Source organism: Streptomyces sp. NPDC001536 (genome assembly GCF_042894505.1).
Classification (GTDB): Bacteria; Actinomycetota; Actinomycetes; order Streptomycetales; family Streptomycetaceae; genus Streptomyces.
Map to the genome: position 1 here is coordinate 507,102 of NZ_JBIAVQ010000001.1, position 24,695 is coordinate 531,796.

21 protein-coding genes are annotated in these 24,695 nt (G+C 69.9%); 7 read left to right on the forward strand and 14 right to left on the reverse strand.

Going from position 1 to position 24,695, the window contains the following annotated elements:
- Positions 1 to 13: 13 nt before the first annotated feature.
- Entirely contained in the window at positions 14 to 502 is a 489-nt protein-coding gene (locus tag ACFY0U_RS02380; RefSeq protein ID WP_388628972.1) for a hypothetical protein, read from the reverse strand.
- A 147-nt stretch (positions 503 to 649) separates the two neighbouring features.
- Between ACFY0U_RS02380 and ACFY0U_RS02385 the strand changes: the two genes are divergently transcribed.
- Both ACFY0U_RS02385 and ACFY0U_RS02390 read left to right on the forward strand, forming a co-directional pair.
- Positions 650 to 2,278: a hypothetical protein gene (locus ACFY0U_RS02385; protein WP_388628975.1), complete on the forward strand. Its 1,629-nt coding sequence runs from the start codon at positions 650 to 652 to the stop codon at positions 2,276 to 2,278.
- A gap of 9 nt (positions 2,279 to 2,287) precedes the next feature.
- Positions 2,288 to 2,680 carry a hypothetical protein gene (locus tag ACFY0U_RS02390; protein ID WP_388628978.1) on the forward strand — a complete coding sequence of 131 codons (393 nt, stop codon included), beginning with the start codon at positions 2,288 to 2,290 and terminating at the stop codon, positions 2,678 to 2,680.
- On the opposite strand, the gene ACFY0U_RS02395 is transcribed toward ACFY0U_RS02390, so the two are convergent.
- The 5 genes from ACFY0U_RS02395 to hrcA form a co-directional block, all read right to left on the reverse strand.
- Positions 2,622 to 3,014: a VOC family protein gene (locus ACFY0U_RS02395; protein WP_388628981.1), complete on the reverse strand. Its 393-nt coding sequence runs from the start codon at positions 3,012 to 3,014 to the stop codon at positions 2,622 to 2,624. The genes ACFY0U_RS02390 and ACFY0U_RS02395 overlap by 59 nt on opposite strands.
- Positions 3,015 to 3,030: 16 nt before the next feature.
- Complete coding sequence (locus tag ACFY0U_RS02400; protein ID WP_388628983.1) at positions 3,031 to 3,771, reverse strand: 16S rRNA (uracil(1498)-N(3))-methyltransferase; 741 nt, start codon at positions 3,769 to 3,771, stop codon at positions 3,031 to 3,033.
- Positions 3,768 to 4,853 (reverse strand): nitronate monooxygenase, encoded by a 1,086-nt coding sequence (locus tag ACFY0U_RS02405; RefSeq protein WP_388628986.1) that lies wholly within the window; start codon positions 4,851 to 4,853, stop codon positions 3,768 to 3,770. Before ACFY0U_RS02405 ends, ACFY0U_RS02400 begins: the two co-directional genes overlap by 4 nt.
- Positions 4,854 to 5,070: 217 nt before the next feature.
- The gene (gene dnaJ, locus ACFY0U_RS02410; RefSeq protein ID WP_171146420.1) at positions 5,071 to 6,207 is read right to left on the reverse strand and encodes a molecular chaperone DnaJ; all 1,137 of its coding nucleotides are present in this window, start codon (positions 6,205 to 6,207) and stop codon (positions 5,071 to 5,073) included.
- On the reverse strand, positions 6,208 to 7,224 hold the full coding sequence (gene hrcA / locus ACFY0U_RS02415) for a heat-inducible transcriptional repressor HrcA (RefSeq protein WP_171146419.1): 1,017 nt from the start codon (positions 7,222 to 7,224) through the stop codon (positions 6,208 to 6,210).
- Positions 7,225 to 7,375: 151 nt separating this feature from the next.
- On the opposite strand from hrcA, the gene ACFY0U_RS02420 reads away from it, so the two are divergent.
- Positions 7,376 to 8,107 (forward strand): MBL fold metallo-hydrolase, encoded by a 732-nt coding sequence (locus tag ACFY0U_RS02420; RefSeq protein WP_388628991.1) that lies wholly within the window; start codon positions 7,376 to 7,378, stop codon positions 8,105 to 8,107.
- Between the two features lie 31 nt (positions 8,108 to 8,138).
- Entirely contained in the window at positions 8,139 to 8,948 is an 810-nt protein-coding gene (locus tag ACFY0U_RS02425; protein ID WP_388628994.1) for a DUF3097 domain-containing protein, read from the forward strand.
- 57 nt (positions 8,949 to 9,005) lie between these two features.
- On the opposite strand, the gene hemW is transcribed toward ACFY0U_RS02425, so the two are convergent.
- A complete protein-coding gene (gene hemW, locus ACFY0U_RS02430; RefSeq protein WP_388628997.1) occupies positions 9,006 to 10,238 on the reverse strand; it encodes a radical SAM family heme chaperone HemW in 1,233 nt (410 codons plus the stop codon).
- 27 nt (positions 10,239 to 10,265) lie between these two features.
- Positions 10,266 to 12,182: a SpoIIE family protein phosphatase gene (locus ACFY0U_RS02435; RefSeq protein WP_388629000.1), complete on the reverse strand. Its 1,917-nt coding sequence runs from the start codon at positions 12,180 to 12,182 to the stop codon at positions 10,266 to 10,268.
- A gap of 102 nt (positions 12,183 to 12,284) precedes the next feature.
- On the opposite strand from ACFY0U_RS02435, the gene ACFY0U_RS02440 reads away from it, so the two are divergent.
- Both ACFY0U_RS02440 and ACFY0U_RS02445 read left to right on the forward strand, forming a co-directional pair.
- Positions 12,285 to 16,460, forward strand: coding sequence for a HAMP domain-containing protein (locus ACFY0U_RS02440; RefSeq protein WP_388629003.1), 4,176 nt, complete (start codon positions 12,285 to 12,287; stop codon positions 16,458 to 16,460).
- Positions 16,461 to 16,472: 12 nt separating this feature from the next.
- Positions 16,473 to 17,036 carry a two-component system response regulator gene (locus ACFY0U_RS02445; protein WP_388629006.1) on the forward strand — a complete coding sequence of 188 codons (564 nt, stop codon included), beginning with the start codon at positions 16,473 to 16,475 and terminating at the stop codon, positions 17,034 to 17,036.
- A 4-nt stretch (positions 17,037 to 17,040) separates the two neighbouring features.
- On the opposite strand, the gene ACFY0U_RS02450 is transcribed toward ACFY0U_RS02445, so the two are convergent.
- Together ACFY0U_RS02450 and lepA are read right to left on the reverse strand one after the other, a co-directional pair.
- Positions 17,041 to 18,915 (reverse strand): AMP-dependent synthetase/ligase, encoded by a 1,875-nt coding sequence (locus ACFY0U_RS02450; RefSeq protein ID WP_388629008.1) that lies wholly within the window; start codon positions 18,913 to 18,915, stop codon positions 17,041 to 17,043.
- Between the two features lie 231 nt (positions 18,916 to 19,146).
- Positions 19,147 to 21,015 (reverse strand): translation elongation factor 4, encoded by a 1,869-nt coding sequence (lepA, locus tag ACFY0U_RS02455; RefSeq protein WP_388629011.1) that lies wholly within the window; start codon positions 21,013 to 21,015, stop codon positions 19,147 to 19,149.
- A 221-nt stretch (positions 21,016 to 21,236) separates the two neighbouring features.
- Here lepA and rpsT point away from each other — a divergent pair, with 221 nt between their 5' ends.
- Positions 21,237 to 21,503 (forward strand): 30S ribosomal protein S20, encoded by a 267-nt coding sequence (rpsT, locus tag ACFY0U_RS02460; protein WP_093909403.1) that lies wholly within the window; start codon positions 21,237 to 21,239, stop codon positions 21,501 to 21,503.
- Positions 21,504 to 21,701: 198 nt separating this feature from the next.
- Here the strand turns inward: rpsT and ACFY0U_RS02465 are convergent, their stop codons facing one another.
- From ACFY0U_RS02465 to ACFY0U_RS02480, 4 genes are all read right to left on the reverse strand, one after another.
- Positions 21,702 to 22,097: a nuclear transport factor 2 family protein gene (locus ACFY0U_RS02465; protein ID WP_388629014.1), complete on the reverse strand. Its 396-nt coding sequence runs from the start codon at positions 22,095 to 22,097 to the stop codon at positions 21,702 to 21,704.
- Between the two features lie 269 nt (positions 22,098 to 22,366).
- Entirely contained in the window at positions 22,367 to 23,356 is a 990-nt protein-coding gene (holA, locus tag ACFY0U_RS02470) for a DNA polymerase III subunit delta (protein ID WP_388629017.1), read from the reverse strand.
- 72 nt (positions 23,357 to 23,428) lie between these two features.
- Positions 23,429 to 23,674, reverse strand: coding sequence for a hypothetical protein (locus ACFY0U_RS02475; RefSeq protein WP_388629020.1), 246 nt, complete (start codon positions 23,672 to 23,674; stop codon positions 23,429 to 23,431).
- Positions 23,675 to 23,848: 174 nt separating this feature from the next.
- The gene (locus tag ACFY0U_RS02480) at positions 23,849 to 24,691 is read right to left on the reverse strand and encodes an arylamine N-acetyltransferase (RefSeq protein ID WP_388629022.1); all 843 of its coding nucleotides are present in this window, start codon (positions 24,689 to 24,691) and stop codon (positions 23,849 to 23,851) included.
- Positions 24,692 to 24,695 lie beyond the last annotated feature (4 nt).

Genomic DNA, 24,695 nt, shown 5'->3' on the forward strand with positions numbered 1-24,695 from the left:
ACAGGGCTTTGGATCACTTGCCCTGGACGGGCCGGCAGTCCGGGTACTTGTCGCACCAGATGGTCTCCGTGACCGTCACGGTGACGGTGGCTCCCGGCTGTCCGTTGCCGCCCGGGTTGTTCGGCTCGGGCGAGGCGTTGCAGTTGCCCAGACCGTTGACCTGGAACCACTGCTTGCCGTCGATCTTGGCCGTCAACTCACCGCGTACGCACTGCCCGTTGACCACACGGGTGATCTTGCCGTCGACGTCGATGTCCTGGTTGCTGGTGGTCTCGCCGGTGCAGTGGACCTCGGCGACGGCGTTGTCGGTCGCCGTCGGCGTGGGCCGGCTCCCGTAGGAGGCCTGGCAGGTCAGCCACTGCACGTTGGCCTTCTGCCGCTCCAGCTCCTTCGTCACGGTCTGGTCGGTCGTGTACGCCACGGAAGCGGAGTTCAGCCCCGCCGGATCACAGGCGGTCGCCCCGCCGACGACCATGACCGCGAGCACGGACACCGCTGCCACCCGCTGGACCCGGTGTCCTCGCGGGCGGCCCCAAAACCTGCGCAATACCCCCATGGAGGGCAGCTTCCCACTGTCACGGCCGCCGCGGTAGAGCGCATACGGACACTCGCCCCACAATCGAGTGGCACGCGATCACCTGGAGGACCGTTGCCCAGTTCGCCGCTCAGCCGGCGCGTCCTGCCCGCGCCACGCCCCTCGGACGACACCACGCAGTCCGTGGAAACGGCGGCCGATCCGGCGCCGGGGCCGCCCGCTCCGCCGCGTCGACGGCGGGTGCGGATGCTTGTCGACGTGGTCGACCAGGCGGATGAAGTGGCCTATGTGACGGGCCTGTTCGAGGAACGGGGCTGGACCGTACGCCCGGCCGAGACCGAGGAGTCCGCCCCCGCCGTAGCGCACCGCGTCTCGCTCGTCGTCGAGATCCGGTTGCACGGGGCCCGCCTGGGAGCCCTGCGCACCGCCATCACGGAGGTCGAACGGCTCGCCCGGCAAGCGGAGTTGGGCGCCTGGGTGCGGGACGCGGCCCTGGTGGAACACCCGCGGCCGGCGACGACGACGTACCACATGCATCGGGTACTGCCCTCCTGGGGCGGCCTGCTGACCTGGCTGGGCCTCGCGGACGAGCAGCGGGCGGTGACGGTGCCCGCGGGGCCGGAGTCCCAGGACGCCGCCCGCACCGAGCTGGCCGCCCGGACACTGGGCGGGCGAGCCTTCGACCCCGCCGCGCACGGGCTGCGGGTGCCGGGGCACTCGGACGCGAACCCGCCGCTGGACGAGACCCCGCACGAACGCCGGGTGCGCTGGGCCTGGGTGGCGGCGGGGGCGGTCGGGATCGTGCTGGCGGTCGTCTGCGGGATGTACGTGGTGTGGGCGGAGGGGTGGTGGAAGCTGCTGCCCGCGTTGCTGAGCGCCGTCGGCGCGCTGCCGATCAGCCGGGTGGCCAAGGAGACCCGGGATCGCAGCTGGCCGGTGCAGTGGGCCGTGGGGGTGGCGGGCACCTCCGTGATCGCGGCGTTCGGTGCGCTGATGGGTCTGGAGCTCGATCCCGAAGGCCTCGCAGCGGGCCTGCTGGTCGTGGCGGCTGCCATGTTCACCGGCTTCGGTGTGGTGTTCGCCCTGCGCCGGACGTTCTTCACCCGGCACGCCGCATGGCTGGTGCCGCTGTCCGTGCCCGTGGTGTGGTCGATGGTGGGGTGGCTGGGCGGGCAGATGCACGACGACTACCTGGACCGCTTCGACATCCGCGTGGAAGCCGTGCCCACCCCCAGGCTCGGCACGTATCTCGTGGCGGCCGAGCCCATGGTGCTCGCCCTGGGCAGCGGGCTGTTCTTCCTGGCGGTGATCGGCTGGGGGCGCCACTTCCATCTGGGCCGGGACAACGGCAACCGCTTCTTCGCCGTCGTCGTGGTGACCTTGATCGCCATCGCGTACGCCCTGACCGCGATCGGTCTGGGCACCAAGCAGGCGGCGAGCGCGGCCGGCCGAGCCGCGGAGAACGCCGCGCACACGGGCGAGGAGCCGGACGCCTACTTCGGTGTCTACGGCCATTTCATGTGCCTGCGTCCGGTGGACCCGGACAAGCGGCTCGCCGTCGAGAACGGCCCTGCCCCCACCAGCCGTCCGGTCCTGTCCTTCGGCACGTCCGGCGACTGGATCTGGCTCTGGGACCCGGCACGCAATGAAGGCGACATCCAGGAATCCTTCGCCGTCCGCCGCGAGGACGTCGAACTGATCCCCGCGAAAAACCCGGAGACCAAGCGCTGCCCGCCCGTCTAGCTTTACGGCATGCGCAACGACCGTCGCCTTCGCCGTCTCGTCGTGGACGAGCGGACGGCCTACCTGTGGAGCGTCCGGCACAACCGCCGGGAGGACGACGCGCGCCGCGACGTGCTGAACCTGTACCGCGACGGGGTACGCACCCGGATCGTCTTCCGGCAGGGCGAGCGTGGCGCCGTCTCCGACGGCTACTCGTACGTCGGCTGTGTGGCGACCGGCCCGGGAAAGCTGCTCAACCTGCGCGAACCCGGTGTCGTACGCGGTCTCGTCGATGAGGCGACCGAGCGTGGACTCCTGCCGGGTCCCGCCGAGCTGGACGGCTGGGACCTGTTCGACGCGGTCCTCAGGCGCGCAGCAGCAGCCACTCCTGAAGCTCCACAAGGTTCCCCTCCGGGTCCTTGAGGTGGGCGACCCGCATGCGGTCGGTCATGGGGGCGGGCCCGTGCAGCAGGACGGCGCCGCGCTCGGCGATCTGCTCGCAGTAGGTGTCGAGGTCGTCGACGCGCAGCACGACCAGTGACCGGTGCCCGCTCGCCGCGTCGCCCAACTCCCCCAGTATCCCGGCCATCATGGCCCGGTCCTGGAGGGCGATACCGGCGGAGCCGGTGGTGGGGCTGAACTTCTCGTACGGTCCCCGCGTCGCCCCCGACTGCGGCTTGAGGCCGAGGACTTCGGCGTAGAAGCGGTAACAGACGGGGAAGTCGGAGACGAGCAGCCGGACTTGGGCGAGTTCCAAGGTGTTCCCCCTGGTCTCAGGACCAGCGGCCGGTGCGGGCGAGGAGCACGGCGGTCGCGGCGGTCCCGGCGGTCGATGTACGCAGCACGGTACGCCCGAGGACGTACGGCTTAGCCCCCGCCTCCTCGAACAGCGCCAACTCCTCGGGGGAGACGCCCCCTTCGGGACCGACGACGAGCACGATGTCGCCCTCGGTGGGGAGTTCGACGGTGGCCAGCGGTTCGTCACCGCTCTCGTGGAGCACGGCGGCGAAGTCGGCCTCGGCGAGCAGCGCCGCGACCTGCTTACTGGTGGCCAGGTCCGCGACCTCGGGGAAACGGAAGCGCCGGGACTGCTTGCCCGCCTCGCGGGCGGTGGACCGCCACTTGGCGAGGGCCTTCAGTCCGCGGTCGCCTTTCCACTGGGTGATGCAGCGGGCGGCCTGCCAGGGCACGATCGCGTCGACGCCGGTCTCGGTCATGGTCTCGACGGCCAGCTCACCGCGGTCGCCCTTGGGAAGGGCCTGGACGACGGTGATGCGGGGGGACTCCTCCGGCTCCTCGGACACCGAGGTCATGTGGACGATCAGCCGGTCCTTGCCTTCGGTGCCTATCACGTCGCACACCGCGTAGCGTCCGGCGCCGTCGGCGAGGACGACCTCCTCGCCGGGCTGGAGCCGCTTCACGGAGACCGCGTGTCGCCCCTCGGGCCCCTCCAGGACATACCGTCCGCCGTCCCCGGCGTCGAAGTGCTCGACCACGAACACGGGAGCCGTCATCGCAGGTCACCGCCCTTCGGGAAGCCCGACAACGCTGTCCGGGCGTCCGCGAGTTCGGCGGCCAGCACCTCCACCAGCTGCCCGGCGGGCAGCTCGCGCGCCATGCGGTGGCCCTGCCCTGCCCACAGCGCCATGCCCTGCGCGTCCTTGGCCTTGGCGGCGGCCTTCCGCAGCGGGGAGGTGAGGTGGTGGATCTCCGGGTAGGCGGCGGGGGCGTAACGGCCGTGTTCGCGCATGAAGCGGTTGACGAGCCCGCGGGCGGGGCGGCCGGAGAAGGCGCGGGTCAACTCGGTGCGGACGAACAGGGGGTTGGTGAGCGCCTGCTTGTGGACGGGTGCGGCGCCGGACTCGGTGGTGGCGAGGAAGGCGGTGCCGAGCTGCGCGGCACTGGCACCGGCGGCGAGGACGGCGGCGATCTGGCTGCCGCGCATGATGCCGCCGGCGGCGACGATCGGGATGCCGACGGTCTCGCGGATCTGCCCGAGGAGCGACAGCAGCCCTGTGCCGGCCCCGTCGTTCTCCGGGATGTCACGGTGGGTGCCCTGGTGCCCGCCGGCCTCCACGCCCTGCGCGATGACCGCGTCGGCGCCGGCCCGCTGTACGGCCAGGGCCTCCTCGGCGGTGGTCGCGGTGACGAGGGTGAAGGTGCCCGCGCGCCGCAGGGACTCCAGCACCTCGCTGCTGGGGACGCCGAAGTGGAAGGACACCACCGGCACCGGGTTGTCGAGCAGTACGGCGAGCTTGGCGTCGTACCCGTCGTCACGGCCGCTGTCGGGGTCCCCGAGCTCGGTCTCGTACCAGGAGGCCTCGCCGGACAGCTGGTGCGCGTACACGTCGACGGCGGCCGGGTCGGCGTACTCCGGCTGCGGCATGAACAGATTGACCCCGAACGGGCGTCCGGTCAGCCCCCGCAGCTGCTTGATCTCCTGATACAGCCCGTCCGCCGTCTTGTACCCGGCGGCAAGAAACCCGAGCCCCCCGGCATCGGACACGGCGGCGGCGAGCTGCGGCACGGAGACGCCGCCCGCCATCGGGGCCTGCACGATCGGATGGGGGAAAAGATCGGTCAGTGCGGAGGACATGCCCGCATGTTGTCACGTCCACCGAACAAGTCCGAATCCGGCCTTCCGCTGGCATAGGACAGGGGAATGGGCAGCGGGTGAGAGCCCTGATCCACCCACACCGACCAGCACTTTTCAGCCTGGAACGCTCCGTGCCGGTCCCGCATCCTCCAACGGGTGAGGGCGGCGGGGGCGAGGAAAGAACCCCGCCCGCAGCCGCCCTCTACCGATTCACCGGTCACCGACCGTTGAACGCGTCCTTCAACCGCGAGAACAACCCCTGCTGCCCCGGCTGGAACTGCCCCGTAGGCCGCTCCTCACCCCGCAGCTTCGCCAGCTCCCGCAGCAACCGCTCCTGCTCCGGATCCAGCTTGTTCGGCGTCTGCACCTCGACATGGACGATGAGGTCACCACGACCCCCGCCCCGCAGATGCGTGACTCCACGCCCGTGCAGCGGAATCGACTGCCCGGACTGCGTGGCAGGCCTGATGTCGACCTCCTCCAGCCCGTCCAGCGTCTCCAGCGGCACCTTCGTACCGAGCGCCGCCGCGGTCATCGGAATCGTCACCGTGCAGTGCAGATCGTCACCACGCCGCTGGAACTGCGAGTGCGGCAGCTCATGGATCTCGACGTACAGGTCACCGGCGGGACCGCCACCGGGCCCGACCTCACCCTCACCGGCGAGCTGGATCCGCGTGCCGTTGTCCACACCGGCCGGAATCTTGACCGTGAGGGTGCGCCGGGACCGTACGCGACCGTCGCCCGCGCACTCGGGGCACGGCGTCGGCACGACCGTCCCGAACCCCTGGCACTGCGGACACGGCCGGGACGTCATGACCTGCCCCAGGAACGACCGCGTCACCTGCGACACCTCGCCGCGCCCGCGGCACATGTCACACGTCTGGGCGGAGGTCCCCGGCGCCGCGCCCTCACCACTACAGGTGGTGCACACGATCGCCGTGTCGACCTGGATGTCCTTCGTCGTGCCGAAGGCCGCCTCGTCGAGCTCGATCTCCAGCCGGATCATCGCGTCCTGGCCCCGCCGCGTACGCGACCGCGGACCCCGCTGCGACGCCGTACCGAAGAACGCGTCCATGATGTCCGAGAAGTTCCCGAACCCACCGGCCCCGAAGCCGCCCGCGCCACCGCCGCCCGCCTGGGACAGGGGGTCGCCGCCGAGGTCGTAGACCTGCTTCTTCTGCGGGTCCGACAGCACCTCGTAAGCGGCGTTGATCTCCTTGAACCGCTCCTGGGTCTTCGGATCAGGGTTGACGTCCGGGTGCAGCTCGCGAGCGAGCCGACGGAAGGCCTTCTTGATCTCTTCCTGCGACGCGTCGCGACGCACGCCGAGAACGGCGTAGTAGTCCGTGGCCACTTAGGACTCCGCCAGGATCTGTCCGACGTACCGTGCCACTGCGCGTACCGCTCCCATCGTTCCCGGGTAATCCATGCGGGTCGGTCCGACCACGCCGAGCTTGGCGACTGCCTCGCCGCCCGAACCGTAGCCGACCGACACGACGGACGTGGAGTTGAGTCCCTCATAGGCGTTCTCATGACCGATGCGTACGGTCATGCCCGAATCCCCGGCCTCACCAAGCAACTTGAGGAGCACGACCTGCTCCTCCAGGGCTTCGAGCACCGGACGGATAGTGAGGGGGAAGTCATGTCCGAAGCGGGTGAGATTGGCGGTTCCGCCGATCATCAACCGCTCCTCGTTCTCCTCGACGAGCGTCTCCAGGAGAGTGGAGAGCACCGTCGAGACCGTGCCGCGGTCCTCCAGGTCGAAGCCCTCGGGGAGGTCCTCGACGAGCATCGGCACATCACTGAAGCGCCGGCCCGCGACCCTGCTGTTGAGCCGGGCCCGCAGATCGGCGAGGGACGTCTCGCCGAAGGGCGCCGGGCAGTCGATCATCCGCTGCTCGACCCGCCCGGTGTCCGTGATCAGCACGAGCATCAGGCGCGCGGGTGCCAGCGCGAGCAGTTCGACATGGCGCACGGTGGACCGGGTGAGCGAGGGGTACTGCACCACCGCGACCTGCCGTGTGAGCTGCGCGAGCAGCCGTACGGTCCGGGCCACCACGTCGTCGAGATCGACGGCGCCGTCGAGGAAGTTCTGGATGGCGCGCCGCTCGGGCGCGGTCATCGGCTTGACGCCCGCGAGCTTGTCGACGAACAGCCGGTAGCCCTTGTCCGTGGGGATGCGCCCGGCACTGGTGTGCGGCTGGGCGATGAACCCCTCGTCCTCCAGGGCCGCCATGTCGTTGCGGATCGTCGCCGGGGAGACACCGAGGCTGTGCCGCTCGGTGAGGGCCTTGGAACCGACCGGCTCCTCTGTGCCCACATAGTCCTGGACGATGGCGCGCAGCACCTGAAGCCTGCGTTCACTCAGCATCGCGCACACCTCCAGAAGTCGTTCCCTCGGCGCCTTGCCTGGCACTCTGTCCGCCCGAGTGCCAGCGTTCCCCGGCCCAGTGTACGGCGGTGGGGTACCGCCCGGGCAAGGTCGGTCCTGCCGCGACCCCTCGTACGGCTAGCGTCGCCGTATGACGGTGACTTGGGAAGAGCTGGGGTGGGAGCGGGTGGCGGCCGGGGTCGGGCGGTGCCGGCTCCCGGGCTGGGACTGCACGGCGGGGCTGGTCGTCGGTGCGGGGACCGCCCTGCTGATCGACGCCGGGTCGAGCATCGGCGAGGGCGCGCGGCTGCGGGCGCGGGCCGAATCACTCGCCGGGCATCGTGTGACTCATCTCGCGCTGACGCATCCCCATTTCGACCATGTCTTCGGGGCCGCGGCGTTCGCGGGGGCGGAGGTGTACGGGCCGGTGGGCATGGGCGCGCTGTTCGACCAGCACCAGGCCCGCGAGGAACTGCGCGCGGACGCGATCCGCAACGGTCTGGACACCGCTCTGGCCGACGAGGCGGTCGACGCCCTGCCCCGTCCCCGCCACGAGGTCTCCGGCGAGTGGACCCTCGACCTGGGCGGCGGCCGCCAGGTCCTGCTGGCGAACATCGGCCCCGGCCACACCGGCCACGATCTCGTGGTCCTGGTCCCCGGCGCTCCCGAGGTGGTCTTCTGCGGCGACCTGGTCGAGGAGTCCGGCGAACCGCAGGCGGGCCCCGACGCCGTACCGTCGCACTGGCCTGCGGCGCTGGACCGCCTCCTCGACCTGGGCGGCGAGGACGCGCTGTACGTGCCCGGTCACGGAGCGGTGGTGGACGCGGCGTTCGTACGACGCCAGCGCGACGCTCTGGCCACCCGTTTCGGCGTGTCGCGTTAGCCGGTGGCGGGCTTCTCCTATCGTCATCCGAATGCGCCAGTACTCCGCCGATCTGACCCCTCCCTGGAAGAAGCCGAAGCCCGTCCCCGAGGTCGCGGCGGAGCCCGGCCTGGTGGTCGAGGAGCCCGGCACCGGTTTCTGCGGTGCGGTGATCCGCTGCGAGGCGGGCACGGTGACCCTGGAGGACCGCTTCGGCAAGCACCGGGTGTTCCCGATGGAGCCGAGGGGCTTTCTGCTGGAGGGCCGGGTGGTGACGCTCGTACGTCCCACCGGTCAGGCGCCGCTACGGCCCACCCGTACGGCATCCGGCTCGGTGGCCGTCCCCGGCGCCCGCGCCCGCGTGGCCCGCGCCGGCCGCATCTACGTCGAGGGCCGGCACGACGCGGAACTGGTGGAGAAGGTCTGGGGCGACGACCTGCGCATCGAGGGCGTGGTCGTGGAGTACCTGGAGGGCGTGGACGACCTGCCGAGGATCGTCGAGGAGTTCGACCCCGGCGCCGATGCCCGGCTCGGTGTGCTCGTGGACCACTTGGTGCCGGGCACGAAGGAGTGGCGCATCGCACAGGCGGTGACGAGCGAACACGCGTTGGTGGTGGGCCACCCGTACATCGACATCTGGGAGGCGGTGAAGCCGTCGTCCCTGGGCATCGAGTCCTGGCCGCGCGTGCCCCACGGCCAGGACTGGAAGACGGGCGTGTGCCGGGCCCTGGGCTGGCCGTCGGAGAACACGGGCGCGGTGTGGCAGGCGATCCTGAAGCGAGTGAACTCGTACAAGGACCTGGAGCCGGAGCTGCTGGGAAGGGTGGAGGAACTGATCGACTTCGTGACTGCACCCACCTAAGGGGCGCGAGGAACTGCGCGACCAGCCACAACGCACCCGCAGCCGCCCAACAACCTCTCAGTCCACCAGGTCCCGCACCACCGCATCGGCCAGCAGCCGCCCCCGCAGGGTCAGCACCGCACGCCCCTCCTCATACGGCCCGGCATCCAGCAGCCCCTCCGAAAGCGCCCTCCGAGAAGCCGCGAGCCCCTCCTCCCGCAGCAGCGACAACGGCACCCCCTCCAGCAGCCGCAACTCCAGCAGAATCCGCTCGACCCGGCGGTCCTCGTCCGAGAGCAGCTCACGTCCCGCCCCCGGCGACTTCCCCGCCGCCAGCGCCGCGGCATACGCCCCCGGATGCTTCACGTTCCACCAGCGCACCCCGCCCACATGGGAGTGCGCGCCGGGCCCCGCGCCCCACCAGTCGGCACCGCGCCAGTACAGCTCGTTGTGGAGGCAGCGCCCCGCCTCCGAGGTGGCCCAGTTGGAGACCTCGTACCAGGAGTAGCCCGCCTCGGACAGCACCGACTCCGCGATCAGGTACCGGTCCGCGTGGACGTCGTCGTCGGTCATCGGGACCTCGCCGCGCCGGATACGACGGGCCAGCTGCGTACCCTCCTCGACGATCAGGGCATACGCGCTGACATGGTCCGGGCCGGCACCGATCGCCGCCTCCAACGACGCCCGCCAGTCGTCGTCCGACTCCCCCGGGGTGCCGTAGATCAGGTCGAGGTTGACATGGCCGAAACCCGCCGCCCGGGCCTCCGCCACGCACGCCTCGGGGCGGCCCGGGGTGTGCGTGCGGTCGAGCACCTTCAGTACGTGCTGCCGCGCGCTCTGCATGCCGAAGGAGATCCGGTTGAAGCCGCCCTGCCGCAGGGTGGACAGGTACACCGGGTCCACCGACTCCGGGTTCGCCTCCGTCGTCACCTCCGCGTCCGGCGCCAGACCGAACTCGTCACGGATCGCCGCCAGCATCCGTACGAGATCGTCCGCGGCCAGCAGGGTCGGCGTACCGCCGCCGACGAACACCGTGCGGACCTGGCGCGGGTCGTCGCCGAGAACCTTGCGGGCCAGCCGGATCTCGTCGATCAGGGTGTCGGCGTAGTTGTCGCGGGAGGCGAGGACGCCGCCGGTGCCGCGCAGCTCGGTCGCCGTGTAGGTGTTGAAGTCGCAGTAGCCGCAGCGGGTCGCGCAGTACGGAACGTGCAGATAGAACCCGAGGGGGCGGGCGGCGGACCCGGCGAGCGCGGACGCGGGGAGCGCGCCGTCGTCGGGGACGGGCTCGCCGTCGGGGAGTGCGGAAGGCATGCCTTCCATTGTCCAGGACCGTGACGGTTACTCCGCCTGGAGCACCAGCAGCGCGAGATCGTCCTCCGGCGGCCGTACGCCGAACTCGTGCACGAGACGTCTGATGCGCTCCGCGATCAGCGGGGCGGTGAGCCCGGCGCAGCCGGCGAGGGCCGTCGCGAGGCCGTCGGCGTCGTCGAACTGGCGGGGGCCGCAGCGGCGCTCCGTCACCCCGTCCGTGACGGCGAGCAGGGTGTCGCCGGGCCGCAGCTCGAAGGTCTCGCTGGTGTACGTCTCGTCCTCGACGACCCCGAGCAGGGTCTGCGGCCGGGCGGCGGTGCGGACCTCGCCGCCCGCGCCGAGGAGCAGCGGCAGCGGATGTCCGGCGGAGGCGAGGGTGCAGCGCACTCCGCCGTCGAAGGGGGCCAGCTCGCCGTAGAGGAGGGAGAGGAAGCGGGTCTGGGGGCCGTCGCCGGTCAGGGCCTGGCCGCCCGCGGCGATCAGGGCGCGGGCGGCGGCGTCGGCGGCCTCCGTGGCGTCGTCGAGGAGCAGCTGGTTGAGGCGGTCCAGGACGTCGGCGACGCGGTAGCCCTCGCGGGCGAGGAGCCGCAGCCAGGGGCGGGCCAGGCCGATCACCACGGCGGCCTCGGGGCCCTTGCCCTGGACGTCGCCGACGGCGAAGCACCAGCGGCCGTCGCCGGCCGGGAAAAGATCGTAGAAGTCGCCGCTGGGGCCGCCCTTGTCGCACGGCTCGTACACCAGCGCGCTGCGCATCCCGGGAATCTCCGCGACCGCGCCGGGCAGCAGTCCGCGCTGGAGGACGGCGCTGATGGTGGCCTGGCGGGCGTACTGGCGGGCCGCGCCGATGGCGAGCGCGACCCGGCGGCCGAGGTCCTCGACCAGGCCGGTGATCTCGTCGGGGAAGCGCAGCAGCCCGGACCGTCCGATGACGAGCGTGCCGAGCGGCCGGCCGCCCGCGATCAGGCGGTACGCCAGTGCGGTGCCGTGCGTCCCGTGCGTGCCCAGCGCCTCGCCGGGCCAGGGGAACGGCACGGGCCCGGAGCGCGGCGGGTCCACCGGTCTGGGCGCGTCCTTCTCCAGGGCGCGGCGCAGTTCCTCGATACGGCTCTCGTGGCCGTGCCAGACGCGGGCGAGCCGTGGGCCCGAGCCGCCGGTCCCGTCGGCGCCCCAGACGCCGCCGCGCCCCATGTGCTCGTCCTCCAGCCACACCGCGCACCAGTCGGCGAGCCGCGGCACGATCAGCTGTCCGGCGAGGGCGGCGACCAGGTCCTCGTCGAGCTGTCCGGCGAGCAGGTCGGAGGCCTCGGCAAGGAAGGACAGGGCGCCGCGGTTGAGCCATTCCCGGTCGCGTTCGGCGCGCCGGGGTTCGGGGGCGAGGACCCCGGCGATCTCCAGTCCGTGCGCTCCCGCGTACGCCCCGTCCTCCCCGCTCTTGCCCACGGCCGCGCTGTCCTCCTCGGTCAGCCGCGCCCACACGGTCTTGGTGCCCTTGCGGTAGGTGATGCCCCAGGACTCGGCGAGGGTGGCGACGAGGCGCAGTCCGCGGCCGTACTCCGGTGTCTCGTACGCGTGTTCACCCGTTCCGTCGCGTGGGGCGCGCGAGGGGTGCTGGTCGGTGACCTCGACGACGAGGGCCCCGGTCTCCTTCTCCAGCCGGCACTCCAGATCGACGTCGGTGCCGGCGTGCACGACCGCGTTGGTGACGAGTTCGCTGACGACCACGACGGCGTCGTGGGCCAGCCGGTCGGTGAGCGGTTCCCTGCCGGGCAGGCCCAGTTCGGTCCACTCGGAGAGGGCGGCGCGCAGGAGTGCGCGGGCGGCGCCCGGCGCGAGGGAGCTGCCCGTAAGGGTGGCGTGCGCCCGGGCGTACGGCAGCACACTCCCGTGCACAGGCGCATCAGAAGCACCGGGATCGGTCTCCCGTTGCGCCGGAATGGCCCCCATGTCCCGCTCCCCGAGCAGTTCGGACGAATACACCTCGGTCAGTGCGGACAGAGTGACAGACTGGCCACGCCCATAAGCGCCGAGTTACCGAAGTGGGCCGCCATGAGTGAGAACAGTGCTACGCGTGTGCTCGAAGACGGACAGAAAGACGACCAGATTCGAGCATCGGATCTGCGTCCGCTGCTCGCCGCGATGACCTCCGCCCGGGACGGGCACTTCGCGAAGGTGGCGGAGACCGGCGCTCACGGCCTCGCGGCCGAACTGGCCGCGATCTTCAATCAGCTGGTCGACCGCAACGTCCACTTCACCACCGAAGTCCAGCGTGTGAAGCGGGAGTTGGTGCGACACGGCCGACTCGACGAACGGCTCTCGCCGAGCCCCGGCGCAGGCGCCTGGGCATCCCGGGTCAGCGATGTGAACCAGCTGCTCGACGCCCTGGTGGCCCCGGCGGCGAACGCGACGCGGGTGCTGGACGCGGTGGCCGGCGGCGATCTGACCCAGCGGGTCGACCTGCACGACGGGAACCGTCAGTTGCGCGGTGATCTGCGGCGACTGGGGCGGGCCGTGAACAAGATGGTCGACCAGTTGTCGTTGTTCACCGGTGAGGTGACCCGCGTGGCGCGCGAGGTCGGCACCGAGGGGCGCCTCGGTGGGCGTGCCAAGGTGCAGGGACTGTCGGGCAGTTGGCGGGATGTGACCGAGGCGGTCAACACCATGGCGGCCCGGCTGACCGCCCAGGTGCGGGACATCGCCCTGGTGACCACGTCGGTGGCGCGCGGCGACCTGACCCGCTCGGTCACCGTCGAGGCGACAGGTGAGCTGCTGGAACTGAAGCTGACCGTGAACACGATGGTGGACCAGCTCTCCGCCTTCGCCGACGAGGTGACCCGCGTGGCCCGCGAGGTCGGCACCGAGGGGCAGCTGGGCGGCCGGGCGCAGGTGCGGGGCGTGTCGGGGGTGTGGAAGGACCTCACCGACAACGTCAACTTCATGGCGTCGAACCTGACCTCGCAGGTGCGCAACATCGCCCAGGTCACCACCGCCGTCGCCAACGGCGACCTTTCGCAGAAGATCACCGTCGACGCGCAGGGCGAGATCCTGGAGCTGAAGTCCACCATCAACACGATGGTCGACCAGCTCTCCGCCTTCGCCGACGAGGTCACCCGCGTCGCCCGCGAGGTCGGCACCGAGGGCAATCTCGGCGGGCGCGCCCAGGTGCGGGGGGTGAGCGGTGTCTGGAAGGACCTCACCGACAACGTCAACTTCATGGCGGACAACCTGACTTCACAGGTCCGCAACATCGCCCTGGTCTCCACCGCCGTGGCCCAGGGCGACCTCGGCAAGAAGATCACGGTGGAGGCGAAGGGCGAGATCCTGGAGCTGAAGTCCACCATCAACACGATGGTCGACCAGCTGTCGGCCTTCGCGGACGAGGTCACGCGTGTGGCCCGCGAGGTGGGCACGGAAGGAAACCTGGGCGGTCAGGCGCAGGTGCGAGGCGTGTCGGGCGTCTGGAAGGACCTCACCGACAACGTCAACTTCATGGCCCTGAACCTGACTTCGCAGGTCCGGAACATCGCCCAGGTCACCACCGCTGTCGCCAACGGCGACCTCTCCAAGAAGATCACCGTCGACGCCCGCGGCGAGATCCTCGAACTCAAGGACACCGTCAACACGATGGTGGAGCAGCTGCGCGCCTTCGCCGACGAGGTCACCCGCGTGGCCCGCGAGGTCGGCACCGACGGCCGGCTCGGCGGCCGCGCCCAGGTGCTGGGTGTCTCCGGTGTCTGGCGGGACCTGACGGACAACGTCAACTACATGGCGGACAACCTCACTTCGCAGGTCCGCAACATCGCCCAGGTGACCACGGCCGTCGCCAACGGCGACCTCTCCAAGAAGATCGACGTGGACGCCCGCGGCGAGATCCTGGAGCTGAAGACCGCCATCAACACCATGGTCGACACGCTCTCCTCCTTCTCCTCCGAGGTCACCCGCGTGGCCCGCGAGGTCGGCTCCGAGGGCCAACTCGGCGGCCAGGCACGGGTCGAGGGCGTGTACGGCACCTGGAAGCGTCTGACGACGAACGTGAACGAGCTCGCCCTGAACCTGACCACCCAGGTCCGCGCGATCGCCGAGGTCGCCTCCGCGGTGGCCCAGGGCGACATGTCCCGCTCGATCACCGTGGAGACCCAGGGCGAGGTCACCGAGCTCAAGGACAACATCAACCTGATGGTGGCCAACCTGCGCGAGACCACCCGCGCCAAGGACTGGCTGGAGTCCAACCTGGCCCGCCTGGCCGCGCTGATGCAGGGCCACCGGGACCTGATGGAGGTCGCCGACCTGCTGCTGCGCGAGCTGACCCCGCTGGTGAACGCCCAGTACGGCGCGTTCTTCCTGGCCGACCCCGACGAGGACGGTGCCTCTCTGCGCACAACCGTTCCTGCGAAAGGACTCGCGTTCATCGCCGGCTACGGCTCGGCGCAGGGCGCGACCGTGGAGACCGGGGGCCTTCCGGTGCACGGCCTGGTCAGGCAGGCCGCCCGCGAGAAGAAGCGGATCCTGGTCGAGGAGGCCCCGCCGGACTACATCAAGATCAACAGCGGGCTCGGGGAGGCGGCGCCCACGAGCGTGGTCATCATCCCGATCCTCTTCGAGGACAAGCTCCTCGGCGTGATCGAGCTGGCGTCCTTCTCCCGCTTCTCCGACGTCCACCTCGCCTTCTTCGACCAGTTCGTGAACACCATCGCCGTCGCGATCAACACCATCATCGCCAACTCCCGTACGGAGTCCCTGCTCGGCGAGTCCCAGCGGCTGGCCCGCCAGCTCCAGGAGCGGTCCGACGAACTCCAGAAGCAGCAGGCGGAGTTGCAGCGCTCGAACGCCGAACTGGAGGAGAAGGCAGCCCTTCTGGCGACGTCGTCGCAGTACAAGTCGGAGTTCCTGGCGAACATGTCGCACGAACTGCGCACCCCGCTGAACTCCCTGCTGATCCTGGCGCGGCTGCTCTCCGACAATCCGGACGGCCATCTCTCCGACCAGGAAGTGCAGTTCGCGACGACGATCCACAGGTCGGGCTCGGATCTGCTGCAACTGATCAACGACATCCTCGACCTGTCGAAGATCGAGGCGGGCCGGATGGACGTACGCCCGAAGAAACTGCCGCTGATCAAGCTGCTCGACTACGTCCACGCCACCTTCCGCCCGCTCACCCTCGACCGCGGTCTCGCGTTCGAGGTGACGGTCGGCGAGGACGTGCCGCGCGAGATGTACTCGGACGAGCAGCGACTCCAGCAGATCCTGCGCAATCTGCTGTCCAACGCCATCAAGTTCACCGCGACAGGCCGGGTGGAGCTGCGTGTCACACGGGTCACGGACACCGAGCACCCCTATGTCCGCGACAGCGGTCTGGTGATCGCGTTCTCCGTCACCGACACCGGCATCGGCATCGCCGCCGAGAAACTCCCGGTGATCTTCGAGGCGTTCCAGCAGGCCGACGGCACCACCAACCGCAAGTACGGCGGCACCGGCCTCGGTCTGTCGATCAGCCGCGAGATCGCCGGTCTGCTGGGCGGCCGTATCGTCGCCCAGAGCGAGCCCGGCAAGGGCTCCACGTTCACGCTGTACGTCCCCGTCGTCAGCCCCGGCCACACGGCGACCGGCCCGACCCCCGAGGAACGCGCCCTGCCGGTGCCGGAGCAACTGTCGACCGAGCCCTTCACCTCCGCCGACGTGGACGACTCCTGGCCGACGCCCACCAAGCTGGAGGCGTGGAAGACGGGCCGGGCGGGCCAGGTGCTGCCCGGGCGGCGGGTGCTGATCGTCGACGACGACATCCGCAACGTCTTCGCGCTGACCCATGTCCTCGGCCGGGTCGGCATGCCCGTCCTCTACGCCGAGAACGGCCGGGAGGGCATCGAGACGCTGGAGCGCAACCCGGACGTCGAACTCGTCCTGATGGACATCATGATGCCGGAGATGGACGGCTACGAGACGATCGCCGCCATCCGTCGCACCCCGCGCTGGACGGGCCTGCCCATCGTCGCGCTGACCGCGAAGGCGATGCCGGGAGACCGGGAGAAGTCGATCGCGCGGGGCGCCAACGACTACGTACCCAAACCGGTCGACGTGGACCAGTTGCTGACCGTCGTGTGCGCGCTCCTCGACCCGGAGGGCACGCGGGACGACACGGGTACGCAGGAGCCCGCGGTCGACGCGGAGACCGACGCACCGGAACCGGACACGACAGGGGAAGTGCCGGTCCCGCCGACGACTGAATGAGGCACAGTCACCATGAGCGCTGAGGCAACGACCGAAGAGCGCGCCAGCATCCTCCTGGTCGACGACATGGAGGACAACCTGGTAGCCCTGGAGGCCGTCCTGGGGTCCCTCAACGAGCCGCTCGTCCGCGCACGTTCGGGCGAGGAAGCCATGAAGGCACTGCTGCGGCAGCAGTTCGCCCTCGTCCTGCTCGACGTCCGCATGCCGGGCATGGACGGCTTCGAGACCGCCGCGAACATCAAACGGCTCGACCAGACCAAGGACGTCCCGATCATCTTCCTGACCGGCGCGGAGGACGACTCCGGCTACGCCTTCCGCGGCTACGCGACAGGCGCCGCGGACTATCTGACCAAGCCCTTCGACCCCTGGGTCCTACGAGCGAAGGTCACCGTCTTCCTGGACCTGCACCGCAAGAACCAGCAACTGGAACGACTGCTGGCCCAGGACCAGGGCGAGGTGAACACCCGCCTGGCCGACCTGGAGGAGCAACTGTCGGGAGAGGACCCCCCGGACCTGGCAACACTGCGCGCACAGGTCCGGGAGCTACGCCAGCTCGTCAGCAGGGGCCGCCTGTAACGCCCTACGCCTCGCGCGTGCCCGCGTACATCTCGTCGATGAGGTGCTTGTACTCCCGCTCCACGACCGGCCGCTTCAGCTTGAGGCTCGGTGTGATCTCGCCGTGCTCGACGTCGAGGTCGCGCGGCAGGAGGCGGAACTTCTTGATGGTCTGCCAGCGCTGGAGACCCGCGTTGAGTTCCTTGATGTGGCCCTCGATCATCTCGACGGTGGCCGGCGCGGCCACGACCTCGGCGTAGGACTTGCCCTCCAGGCCGTTCTCCTTCGCCCAGCCGAGGATCGACACCTCGTCGAGGGCGATGAGGGCGGTGCAGAAGTTCCGGTCGGCGCCGTGCACGAGGATGTTGGAGACGTACGGGCACACCGACTTGAACTGTCCCTCGACCTCGGTGGGGGCGATGTACTTGCCGCCGGAGGTCTTGAAGAGGTCCTTCTTGCGGTCGGTGATGCGCAGGTAGCCGTCGGGCGAGAGCTCACCGATGTCACCGGTGTGGAACCAGCCGTCGGCCTCAAGGACCTCCGCGGTCTTCTCCGGCAGCCCGTGGTAGCCCTCCATGATGCCGGGCCCGCGCAGCAGGATCTCCCCGTCCTCCGCGATCCGCACCTCTGTGCCGGGCAGCGGCTTGCCGACCGTGCCGGTGCGGTACGCCTCGCCCGGGTTCACGAAGGAGGCGGCCGAGGACTCGGTGAGGCCGTAGCCCTCGAGGATGTGGATGCCGGCGCCGGAGAAGAAGAACCCGATCTCCGGGGCGAGGGCCACGGAGCCGGAGACACAGGCGCGGAGGTTACCGCCGAAGGCCTCGCGGATCTTGGCGTACACCAGCTTGTCGGCGACCGCGTGCTTGGCGGCAAGCCCGAAGGGGGCGCTCGCGGTGCCGGTGCGGCGGAAGTTGTCCTGGCTGACCTTGGCGTACTCGCGGGCGACCTCGGCGGCCCAGCGGAAGATCTTGTACTTGGCGCCGCCGCCCGCGCGGGCCTTGTTGGCGATGCCGTTGTAGACCTTCTCGAAGATGCGCGGAACGGCCGCCATGTACGTCGGCTGCACGATCGGCAGATTCTCGATGATCTTGTCGACGCGGCCGTCGACGGCGGTCACGTGACCGACCTCGATCTGGCCCGAGGTGAGGACCTTGCCGAACACGTGCGCGAGCGGCAGCCACAGGTACTGCACGTCCTCGGGGCCCACCAGGCCGGTCGCGGCGATCGCCTTCGCCATGTACGCCCAGTTGTCGTGCGGCAGGCGGACACCCTTGGGGCGGCCGGTGGTGCCGGAGGTGTAGATGAGGGTGGCGAGCTGGTCCTTGGTGATCGCGCCGACCCGCTCCTTGACCAGGTCGGGGTCCTTCTCCAGGCGGGCCGCGCCCCGGGCCTCCAGTTCGGCGAGGCTGAGCACCCAGTCGCCGGTCTCCACGCCCTCGGCGTCGATGACCACGACATGCGTGAGGTCGGGCAGCTCGGCGCGCTTCTCCTGCGCCTTGGCCAGCTGCTCGGCGTTCTCCGCGAACAGCACCCGGCTGTCGGAGTCGGAGACGATGAACGCGGACTCGTCGGCGTTGGTCTGCGGATACACCGTGGTGGTGGCGGCACCGGCGCACAGGATGCCGAGGTCCGCGAGGATCCACTCGATCCGGGTCGCGGAGGACAGGGCTACCCGCTGCTCGGGCTGCACCCCGAGCTCGATCAGGCCGGCGGCGATGGCGTAGACCCGCTCGGCGGTCTGCCCCCAGCTCAGCGACTTCCAGTCGTCGGGGCCCTCTCCGGAGGCCGAGGGCACGGGGTAGCGGTACGCCTCCGCGTCCGGAGTGGCCGAGACGCGCTCCAGGAAGAGGGTCGCCACGCTCGGCGGACGGTTCTCGATCAGGGTCTGTGTGTCGCTCACGACATCCTCCGGGGCCCGCGACAGTGCGGCGGCTGGCTCAGTGCGGCTGGTGACTCGACGGGGTGTTGTTTAACTCACGAGTAACTATCGAGTGGAGATCAGAGTAGAGCGCGACCGACGCCTATGTAAGGGGCGGCGGCCTGTCACTTTCTACAGAGCGCGACGCTACGCACGCGTAGGGGCCCATCACGCTCACACGTGACAGGCCCCTATTTTCACGGGAAACCGGCGCTACTTCTTGCCCTTGCCGGAACCCGCGTTGTCGTCGCTGCTCAGCACGGCGATGAAGGCCTCCTGCGGAACCTCCACAGAGCCCACCATCTTCATCCGCTTCTTGCCCTCCTTCTGCTTCTCAAGGAGCTTCCGCTTACGGGAGATGTCACCGCCGTAGCACTTGGCGAGGACGTCCTTGCGGATGGCGCGGATGGTCTCGCGGGCGATGACCCGGGAGCCGATGGCGGCCTGGATCGGCACCTCGAAGGCCTGCCGCGGGATGAGCTCGCGCAGCTTGGCGACCAGCCGCACGCCGTACGCGTAGGCCGCGTCCTTGTGGGTGACCGCCGAGAAGGCGTCCACCTTGTCGCCGTGCAGCAGGATGTCGACCTTGACCAGGCTGGAGGCCTGCTCGCCGGTGGGCTCGTAGTCCAGGGAGGCGTAGCCGCGCGTCTTGGACTTCAGCTGGTCGAAGAAGTCGAAGACGATCTCCGCGAGCGGGAGGGTGTAGCGGATCTCGACCCGGTCCTCGGAGAGGTAGTCCATGCCGAGCAGGGTGCCGCGCCGGGTCTGGCACAGCTCCATGATCGAGCCGATGAATTCGGAGGGCGCGAGGATCGTGGCGCGTACGACGGGCTCGAACACGTTGTCGATCTTCCCCTCGGGGAACTCGCTCGGGTTCGTGACCGTGTGCTCGGAACGGTCCTCCATCACCACGCGGTAGACCACGTTGGGCGCGGTGGCGATGAGGTCGAGGCCGAACTCGCGCTCCAGCCGCTCGCGGATCACGTCGAGGTGCAGCAGGCCCAGGAAGCCGACACGGAAACCGAAGCCGAGGGCGGCGGAGGTCTCCGGCTCGTAGACCAGCGCGGCGTCGTTGAGCTGGAGCTTGTCGAGGGCGTCGCGCAGCTCGGGGTAGTCGGAGCCGTCCAGCGGATACAGCCCCGAGAAGACCATCGGCTTCGGGTCCTTGTAACCGCCGAGCGCCTCGGTGGCGCCCTTGCTCAGGGTGGTGATCGTGTCACCGACCTTGGACTGGCGGACGTCCTTCACACCGGTGATCAGATAGCCGACCTCGCCGACACCGAGGCCGTCGGCCGACTTCATCTCGGGTGCCGAGACGCCGATCTCCAGCAGCTCGTGGGTCGCGTTGGTGGACATCATCCGGATCCGCTCACGCTTGTTGAGCTGGCCGTCGATGACACGGACGTACGTCACGACACCGCGGTAGGAGTCATAGACGGAGTCGAAGATCATGGCGCGGGCGGGCGCGTCCTGGATGCCGACCGGCGCGGGGACGTCGGCGACCACCCGGTCCAGGAGTGCCTCGACGCCCAGACCGGTCTTGGCGGAGACCTTGAGCACGTCGTCGGGGTCGCAGCCGATGAGGTTGGCGAGCTCCTCGGAGAACTTCTCCGGCTGGGCGGCCGGCAGGTCGATCTTGTTCAGTACGGGGATGATCTTGAGGTCGTTCTCCATCGCCAGGTACAGGTTGGCGAGAGTCTGGGCCTCGATGCCCTGGGCGGCGTCGACCAGGAGGACGGTGCCCTCGCAGGCGGCCAGCGACCGGGACACCTCGTACGTGAAGTCCACGTGCCCCGGGGTGTCGATCATGTTGAGGATGTGGGTCTTGCCCGGGTCCTCTGTCGGGGCCCAGGGCAGTCGGACCGCCTGGGACTTGATCGTGATGCCACGCTCACGCTCGATGTCCATGCGGTCTAGGTACTGAGCACGCATCTGCCGCTGATCGACCACTCCGGTCAGCTGGAGCATGCGGTCGGCGAGCGTGGACTTGCCGTGGTCGATGTGCGCGATGATGCAGAAATTGCGGATCAGAGCCGGGTCGGTACGGCTCGGCTCGGGCACATTGTTAGGAGTCGCGGGCACGCAGGGTCCTGTCTCTTGAGGCGCCTTGTGCCTCGGGTCGGATCGATACGTAGGCTCTATGGTCCCACGGCGGACGACCGGGGGCCGTTTTGGGCCGTAGGTCGGCGCACTGGTAGCCTGGGTGGCTGTGTCTCATGCCCTCTCAGCACGAGGCACACCCAAGAAATCACCTGGCCCGGGTCCCTTGTGGTCCCGTGCCTGAACCTGAAAAGGCTCAATCAGTGGCGAACATCAAGTCCCAGATCAAGCGGATCAAGACCAACGAGAAGGCTCGGCTGCGCAACAAGGCCGTCAAGTCCTCCCTGAAGACCGCCATCCGCAAGGCCCGTGAGGCCGCTGCCGCGGGTGACACCGAGAAGGCCACCGAGTACCAGCGCGCTGCCGCGCGTCAGCTCGACAAGGCCGTCGCCAAGGGTGTCATCCACAAGAACCAGGCCGCCAACAAGAAGTCGGCGCTTGCTTCGAAGGTCGCGTCCCTCAAGGGCTGACACTCTCTTCTGGTCTGACTTTTTGACCTGATCGCCGGGAGGACCCAGAGCGGGCCCTCTCTCATCCGCTCCCACCCGGCACCCAGAGCTCGTACGCGGCCTGCGTTCGCCACGCGGGTACGAGCTCGACAGCTTGGTCCGAAGGCCCCGGCTCCCACCCTTCCCCAGGGCGGGAGCCGGGGCCTTCGGCGTGCGGTGTCATGACCAGAAGTCGTTGGACCTGTCGATGTCCTCGACACACTCGTCGAGATCGGTGGCCTTGTCTCCCACGATCCGGAAGATGATGCAGCTGTTCTCCTCCAGGCGCTTGCCCTTGCGTTCCGCGGTGAAGTGGTGCAGCGCGACGACATGGCCGCGACCGTCGACGAGGAGGCTGCGCAACTCGGCACTCATCGTGCCGTTGGTCTCCTCGTTCAGCCGCCCGTACATCTCGATGATCGCGTCCTGCCCCTTGTAGTCCCCCGAGAGCGGGTGGCTACCGGGCACGTGCTGCGTACAGTCCGCGGTCATCAGACCACGCAAGGTTTCCATGTCCCCGCGCTGAAAGGCGTCGTACCCCTTCCGGACAAGCGCAGCGTGCGGGTGTTCAGCCATGACAACCGCCACCTTCCCGTCGCTCGGCGATATACGGCTGATGGCCCCGATTGTCCTCCCTGAGAGTCCCACCGTCACGACGAGGGCTGTCTTTCAGCCCGTCCGGCGTTTGAGGACGAGGCCCCTTCAGGGCCGATGGGGGTCTGGGGGCGCAGACCCCAGGTACCGGGGTCGAAGGGGCAGCGCCCCTGGGGATGGGACGGGTAGGGGCGGCGGGGGCGAAACACACCCGACGCCCGCCACAGACGAACCCCGGCGAGGCCCGCTAGCTACGCCCGCCCCCGCGACCGCGCAGCCCGAGCGATCACCACGACCGCCTTCTCCAGGGCGTACTCGGGATCATCCCCCCCGCCCTTCACCCCCGCGTCCGCCTCAGCCACGGCCCGCAACGCGACAGCGACCCCATCCGGAGTCCACCCCCGCATCTGCTGCCGCACCCGATCGATCTTCCACGGCGGCATCCCCAACTCCCGCGCGAGATCCGCCGGCCGCCCACCCCGAGCCGACGACAACTTCCCGATCGCCCGCACCCCCTGCGCCAACGCACTCGTGATCATCACCGGCGCCACCCCCGTGGCCAACGACCACCGCAACGCCTCCAGCGCCTCCGCCGCCCGCCCCTCGACCGCCCGATCGGCGACGGTGAAGCTCGACGCCTCGGCCCGCCCGGTGTAGTACCGCCCCACCACCGCCTCGTCGATCGTCCCCTCGACATCGGCGACCAGCTGCGACACGGCCGACGCCAGCTCCCGCAGATCACTCCCGATCGCGTCGACGAGCACCTGACACGCCTCGGGCGTGGCCGACCGCCCGGTCGCCCGGAACTCCTGCCGCACAAAGGCCAGCCGATCCGCCGGCTTGGTCATCTTCGGACAGGCGATCTCCCGCGCCCCCGCCTTCCGCGCGGCATCGAGCAACCCCTTGCCCTTCACCCCACCGGCATGCAGCAGCACAAGCGTGATCTCCTCGGCGGGCGCCGAAAGATACGCCTTCACGTCCTTCACGGTGTCGGCCGACAGATCCTGCGCATTGCGTACGACCACGACCTTGCGCTCCGCGAAGAGCGAGGGACTGGTCAACTCGGCGAGCGTGCCGGGCTGCAACTGGTCCGAGCTCAGATCCCGTACGTCCGTGTCGGCGTCGGCGGCCTTCGCGGCGGCCACCACCTCCCGCACGGCACGGTCGAGCAGCAGGTCCTCCTGCCCCACGGCAAGCGTCACCGGGGCGAGGGGGTCGTCGTTCGCACTCTTCTTTGCCATCGCCGACAAGCATGGCACGGGCCACTGACAACGAACCCCGCCCACCGGACGAGCCCGACGGGCACCCCGCCCCTACGGCTCCTCCCGCCACCCCTCCCACTCCCCCGCGAACTCGTCCAGCGCCCCGGGATCCAGCCTTCCCTCCTCGTCCCTCAGCACCACGAGCCACTGCGCGTCCTCGGCGTCGTCCTCCCCCGCCAACGCGTCACGCACGATGCGCGGCTCCTCAGCCACCCCGAACCGCTCCCTGAGCGCCTCCGCCACCTCTTCCGCGGCATCCCGATCAGGCAGCACCAGCACATGTCTCACATCGCTCACCTGGCCATTGTCCGACACCGCGGAGCCCGAAAGCTCAGCTCAGCCGACGAACGCCCCCCGGATGGCGAGCTCCCGCACGACCCCGCACAGCCCCGCACCACCGGGGCCGCACCCCCTGCCCCGGCCGACCGCTCTGACCACCGACGGCGGCCCGAACCCCGCCCGGTCAGAACCTCACCCCGCCTCCCCCGCCTCCCGCGCCTCCGGCCCCACCGGCACCCGATCGAGCTCCACCCCGAACCGCTCCCGATACACCCCGAGCACCTCCTCGTCCGTCCCCAACTCCCGTACCTCACGCGTCCCGTCCGCCGCCGTCACCGTGAAGCTCCGCCCGCTGAGCGTGATCCTCCCGCCGTCCTCCGTGACCCTCGAACACACCGGCGACCGTGTGAAGTGCGAGGCCGGCGAGGTGCTGTGCCACCAGGCGCCCGCCACGAAGTCACCGAGCACCCGGGGCCGCACCTCCAGGCGGTACTGGGGTTTACCGCCCATGACCACGTCCAGGTCGGCCGCCACCGCATGCCCGCCCCGCACCCCGGCCGCATCCGCCCCGGCCTCGACGACCCGGAACGTGCCCCCGGGATCCACCTGCTCACCCCGCGCCCCGATCGCCAGCGGATGGTGACTGTGCGCCCCGAAGCCGACGTCGGCCAGCCAGTCGCCCCCGTCCACCGTCCGCACCCGCAGCGCGAGATGGTCGTACGGGATGCCGAGCCGCCCCTCCTCCCCGTACACCCGGCCCGCGAGCAGCGTCACCTCGAAGCCCAGCGCGGCGAGCAACGCCCCGAAGGAACCGTTGAGTTCGTAGCAGAACCCGCCCCTTCGCGCCCCCACCACCTTGTCCAGCAGCCGCTTCTCCTCCAGCACGATCTCCTCGCCGAGATGGATCGACAGGTTCTCGAAGGGCACGGTCCGCAGATGGCGCAGATGCAGCTCGCGCAGGACGTCCACGGTGGGCCACGCCGGGTGCTCGGCACCGAGGCGGCGGAGATAGGCATCAATCTGTGCGGAATTCATGCCC

Excerpts from the sequence above, each read along its gene's own strand:
- ACFY0U_RS02390 (WP_388628978.1), top strand. The coding sequence starts at position 2,288 with ATGCGCAACGACCGTCGCCTTCGCCGTCTCGTCGTGGACGAGCGGACG.
- ACFY0U_RS02400 (WP_388628983.1), bottom strand. The coding sequence starts at position 3,771 with ATGACGGCTCCCGTGTTCGTGGTCGAGCACTTCGACGCCGGGGACGGC.
- ACFY0U_RS02405 (WP_388628986.1), bottom strand. The coding sequence starts at position 4,853 with ATGTCCTCCGCACTGACCGATCTTTTCCCCCATCCGATCGTGCAGGCC.
- hrcA (WP_171146419.1), bottom strand. The coding sequence starts at position 7,224 with ATGCTGAGTGAACGCAGGCTTCAGGTGCTGCGCGCCATCGTCCAGGAC.
- ACFY0U_RS02420 (WP_388628991.1), top strand. The coding sequence starts at position 7,376 with ATGACGGTGACTTGGGAAGAGCTGGGGTGGGAGCGGGTGGCGGCCGGG.
- ACFY0U_RS02425 (WP_388628994.1), top strand. The coding sequence starts at position 8,139 with ATGCGCCAGTACTCCGCCGATCTGACCCCTCCCTGGAAGAAGCCGAAG.
- hemW (WP_388628997.1), bottom strand. The coding sequence starts at position 10,238 with ATGCCTTCCGCACTCCCCGACGGCGAGCCCGTCCCCGACGACGGCGCG.
- ACFY0U_RS02435 (WP_388629000.1), bottom strand. The coding sequence starts at position 12,182 with ATGGGGGCCATTCCGGCGCAACGGGAGACCGATCCCGGTGCTTCTGAT.
- ACFY0U_RS02440 (WP_388629003.1), top strand. The coding sequence starts at position 12,285 with ATGAGTGAGAACAGTGCTACGCGTGTGCTCGAAGACGGACAGAAAGAC.
- ACFY0U_RS02445 (WP_388629006.1), top strand. The coding sequence starts at position 16,473 with ATGAGCGCTGAGGCAACGACCGAAGAGCGCGCCAGCATCCTCCTGGTC.
- ACFY0U_RS02465 (WP_388629014.1), bottom strand. The coding sequence starts at position 22,097 with ATGGCTGAACACCCGCACGCTGCGCTTGTCCGGAAGGGGTACGACGCC.
- holA (WP_388629017.1), bottom strand. The coding sequence starts at position 23,356 with ATGGCAAAGAAGAGTGCGAACGACGACCCCCTCGCCCCGGTGACGCTT.
- ACFY0U_RS02480 (WP_388629022.1), bottom strand. The coding sequence starts at position 24,691 with ATGAATTCCGCACAGATTGATGCCTATCTCCGCCGCCTCGGTGCCGAG.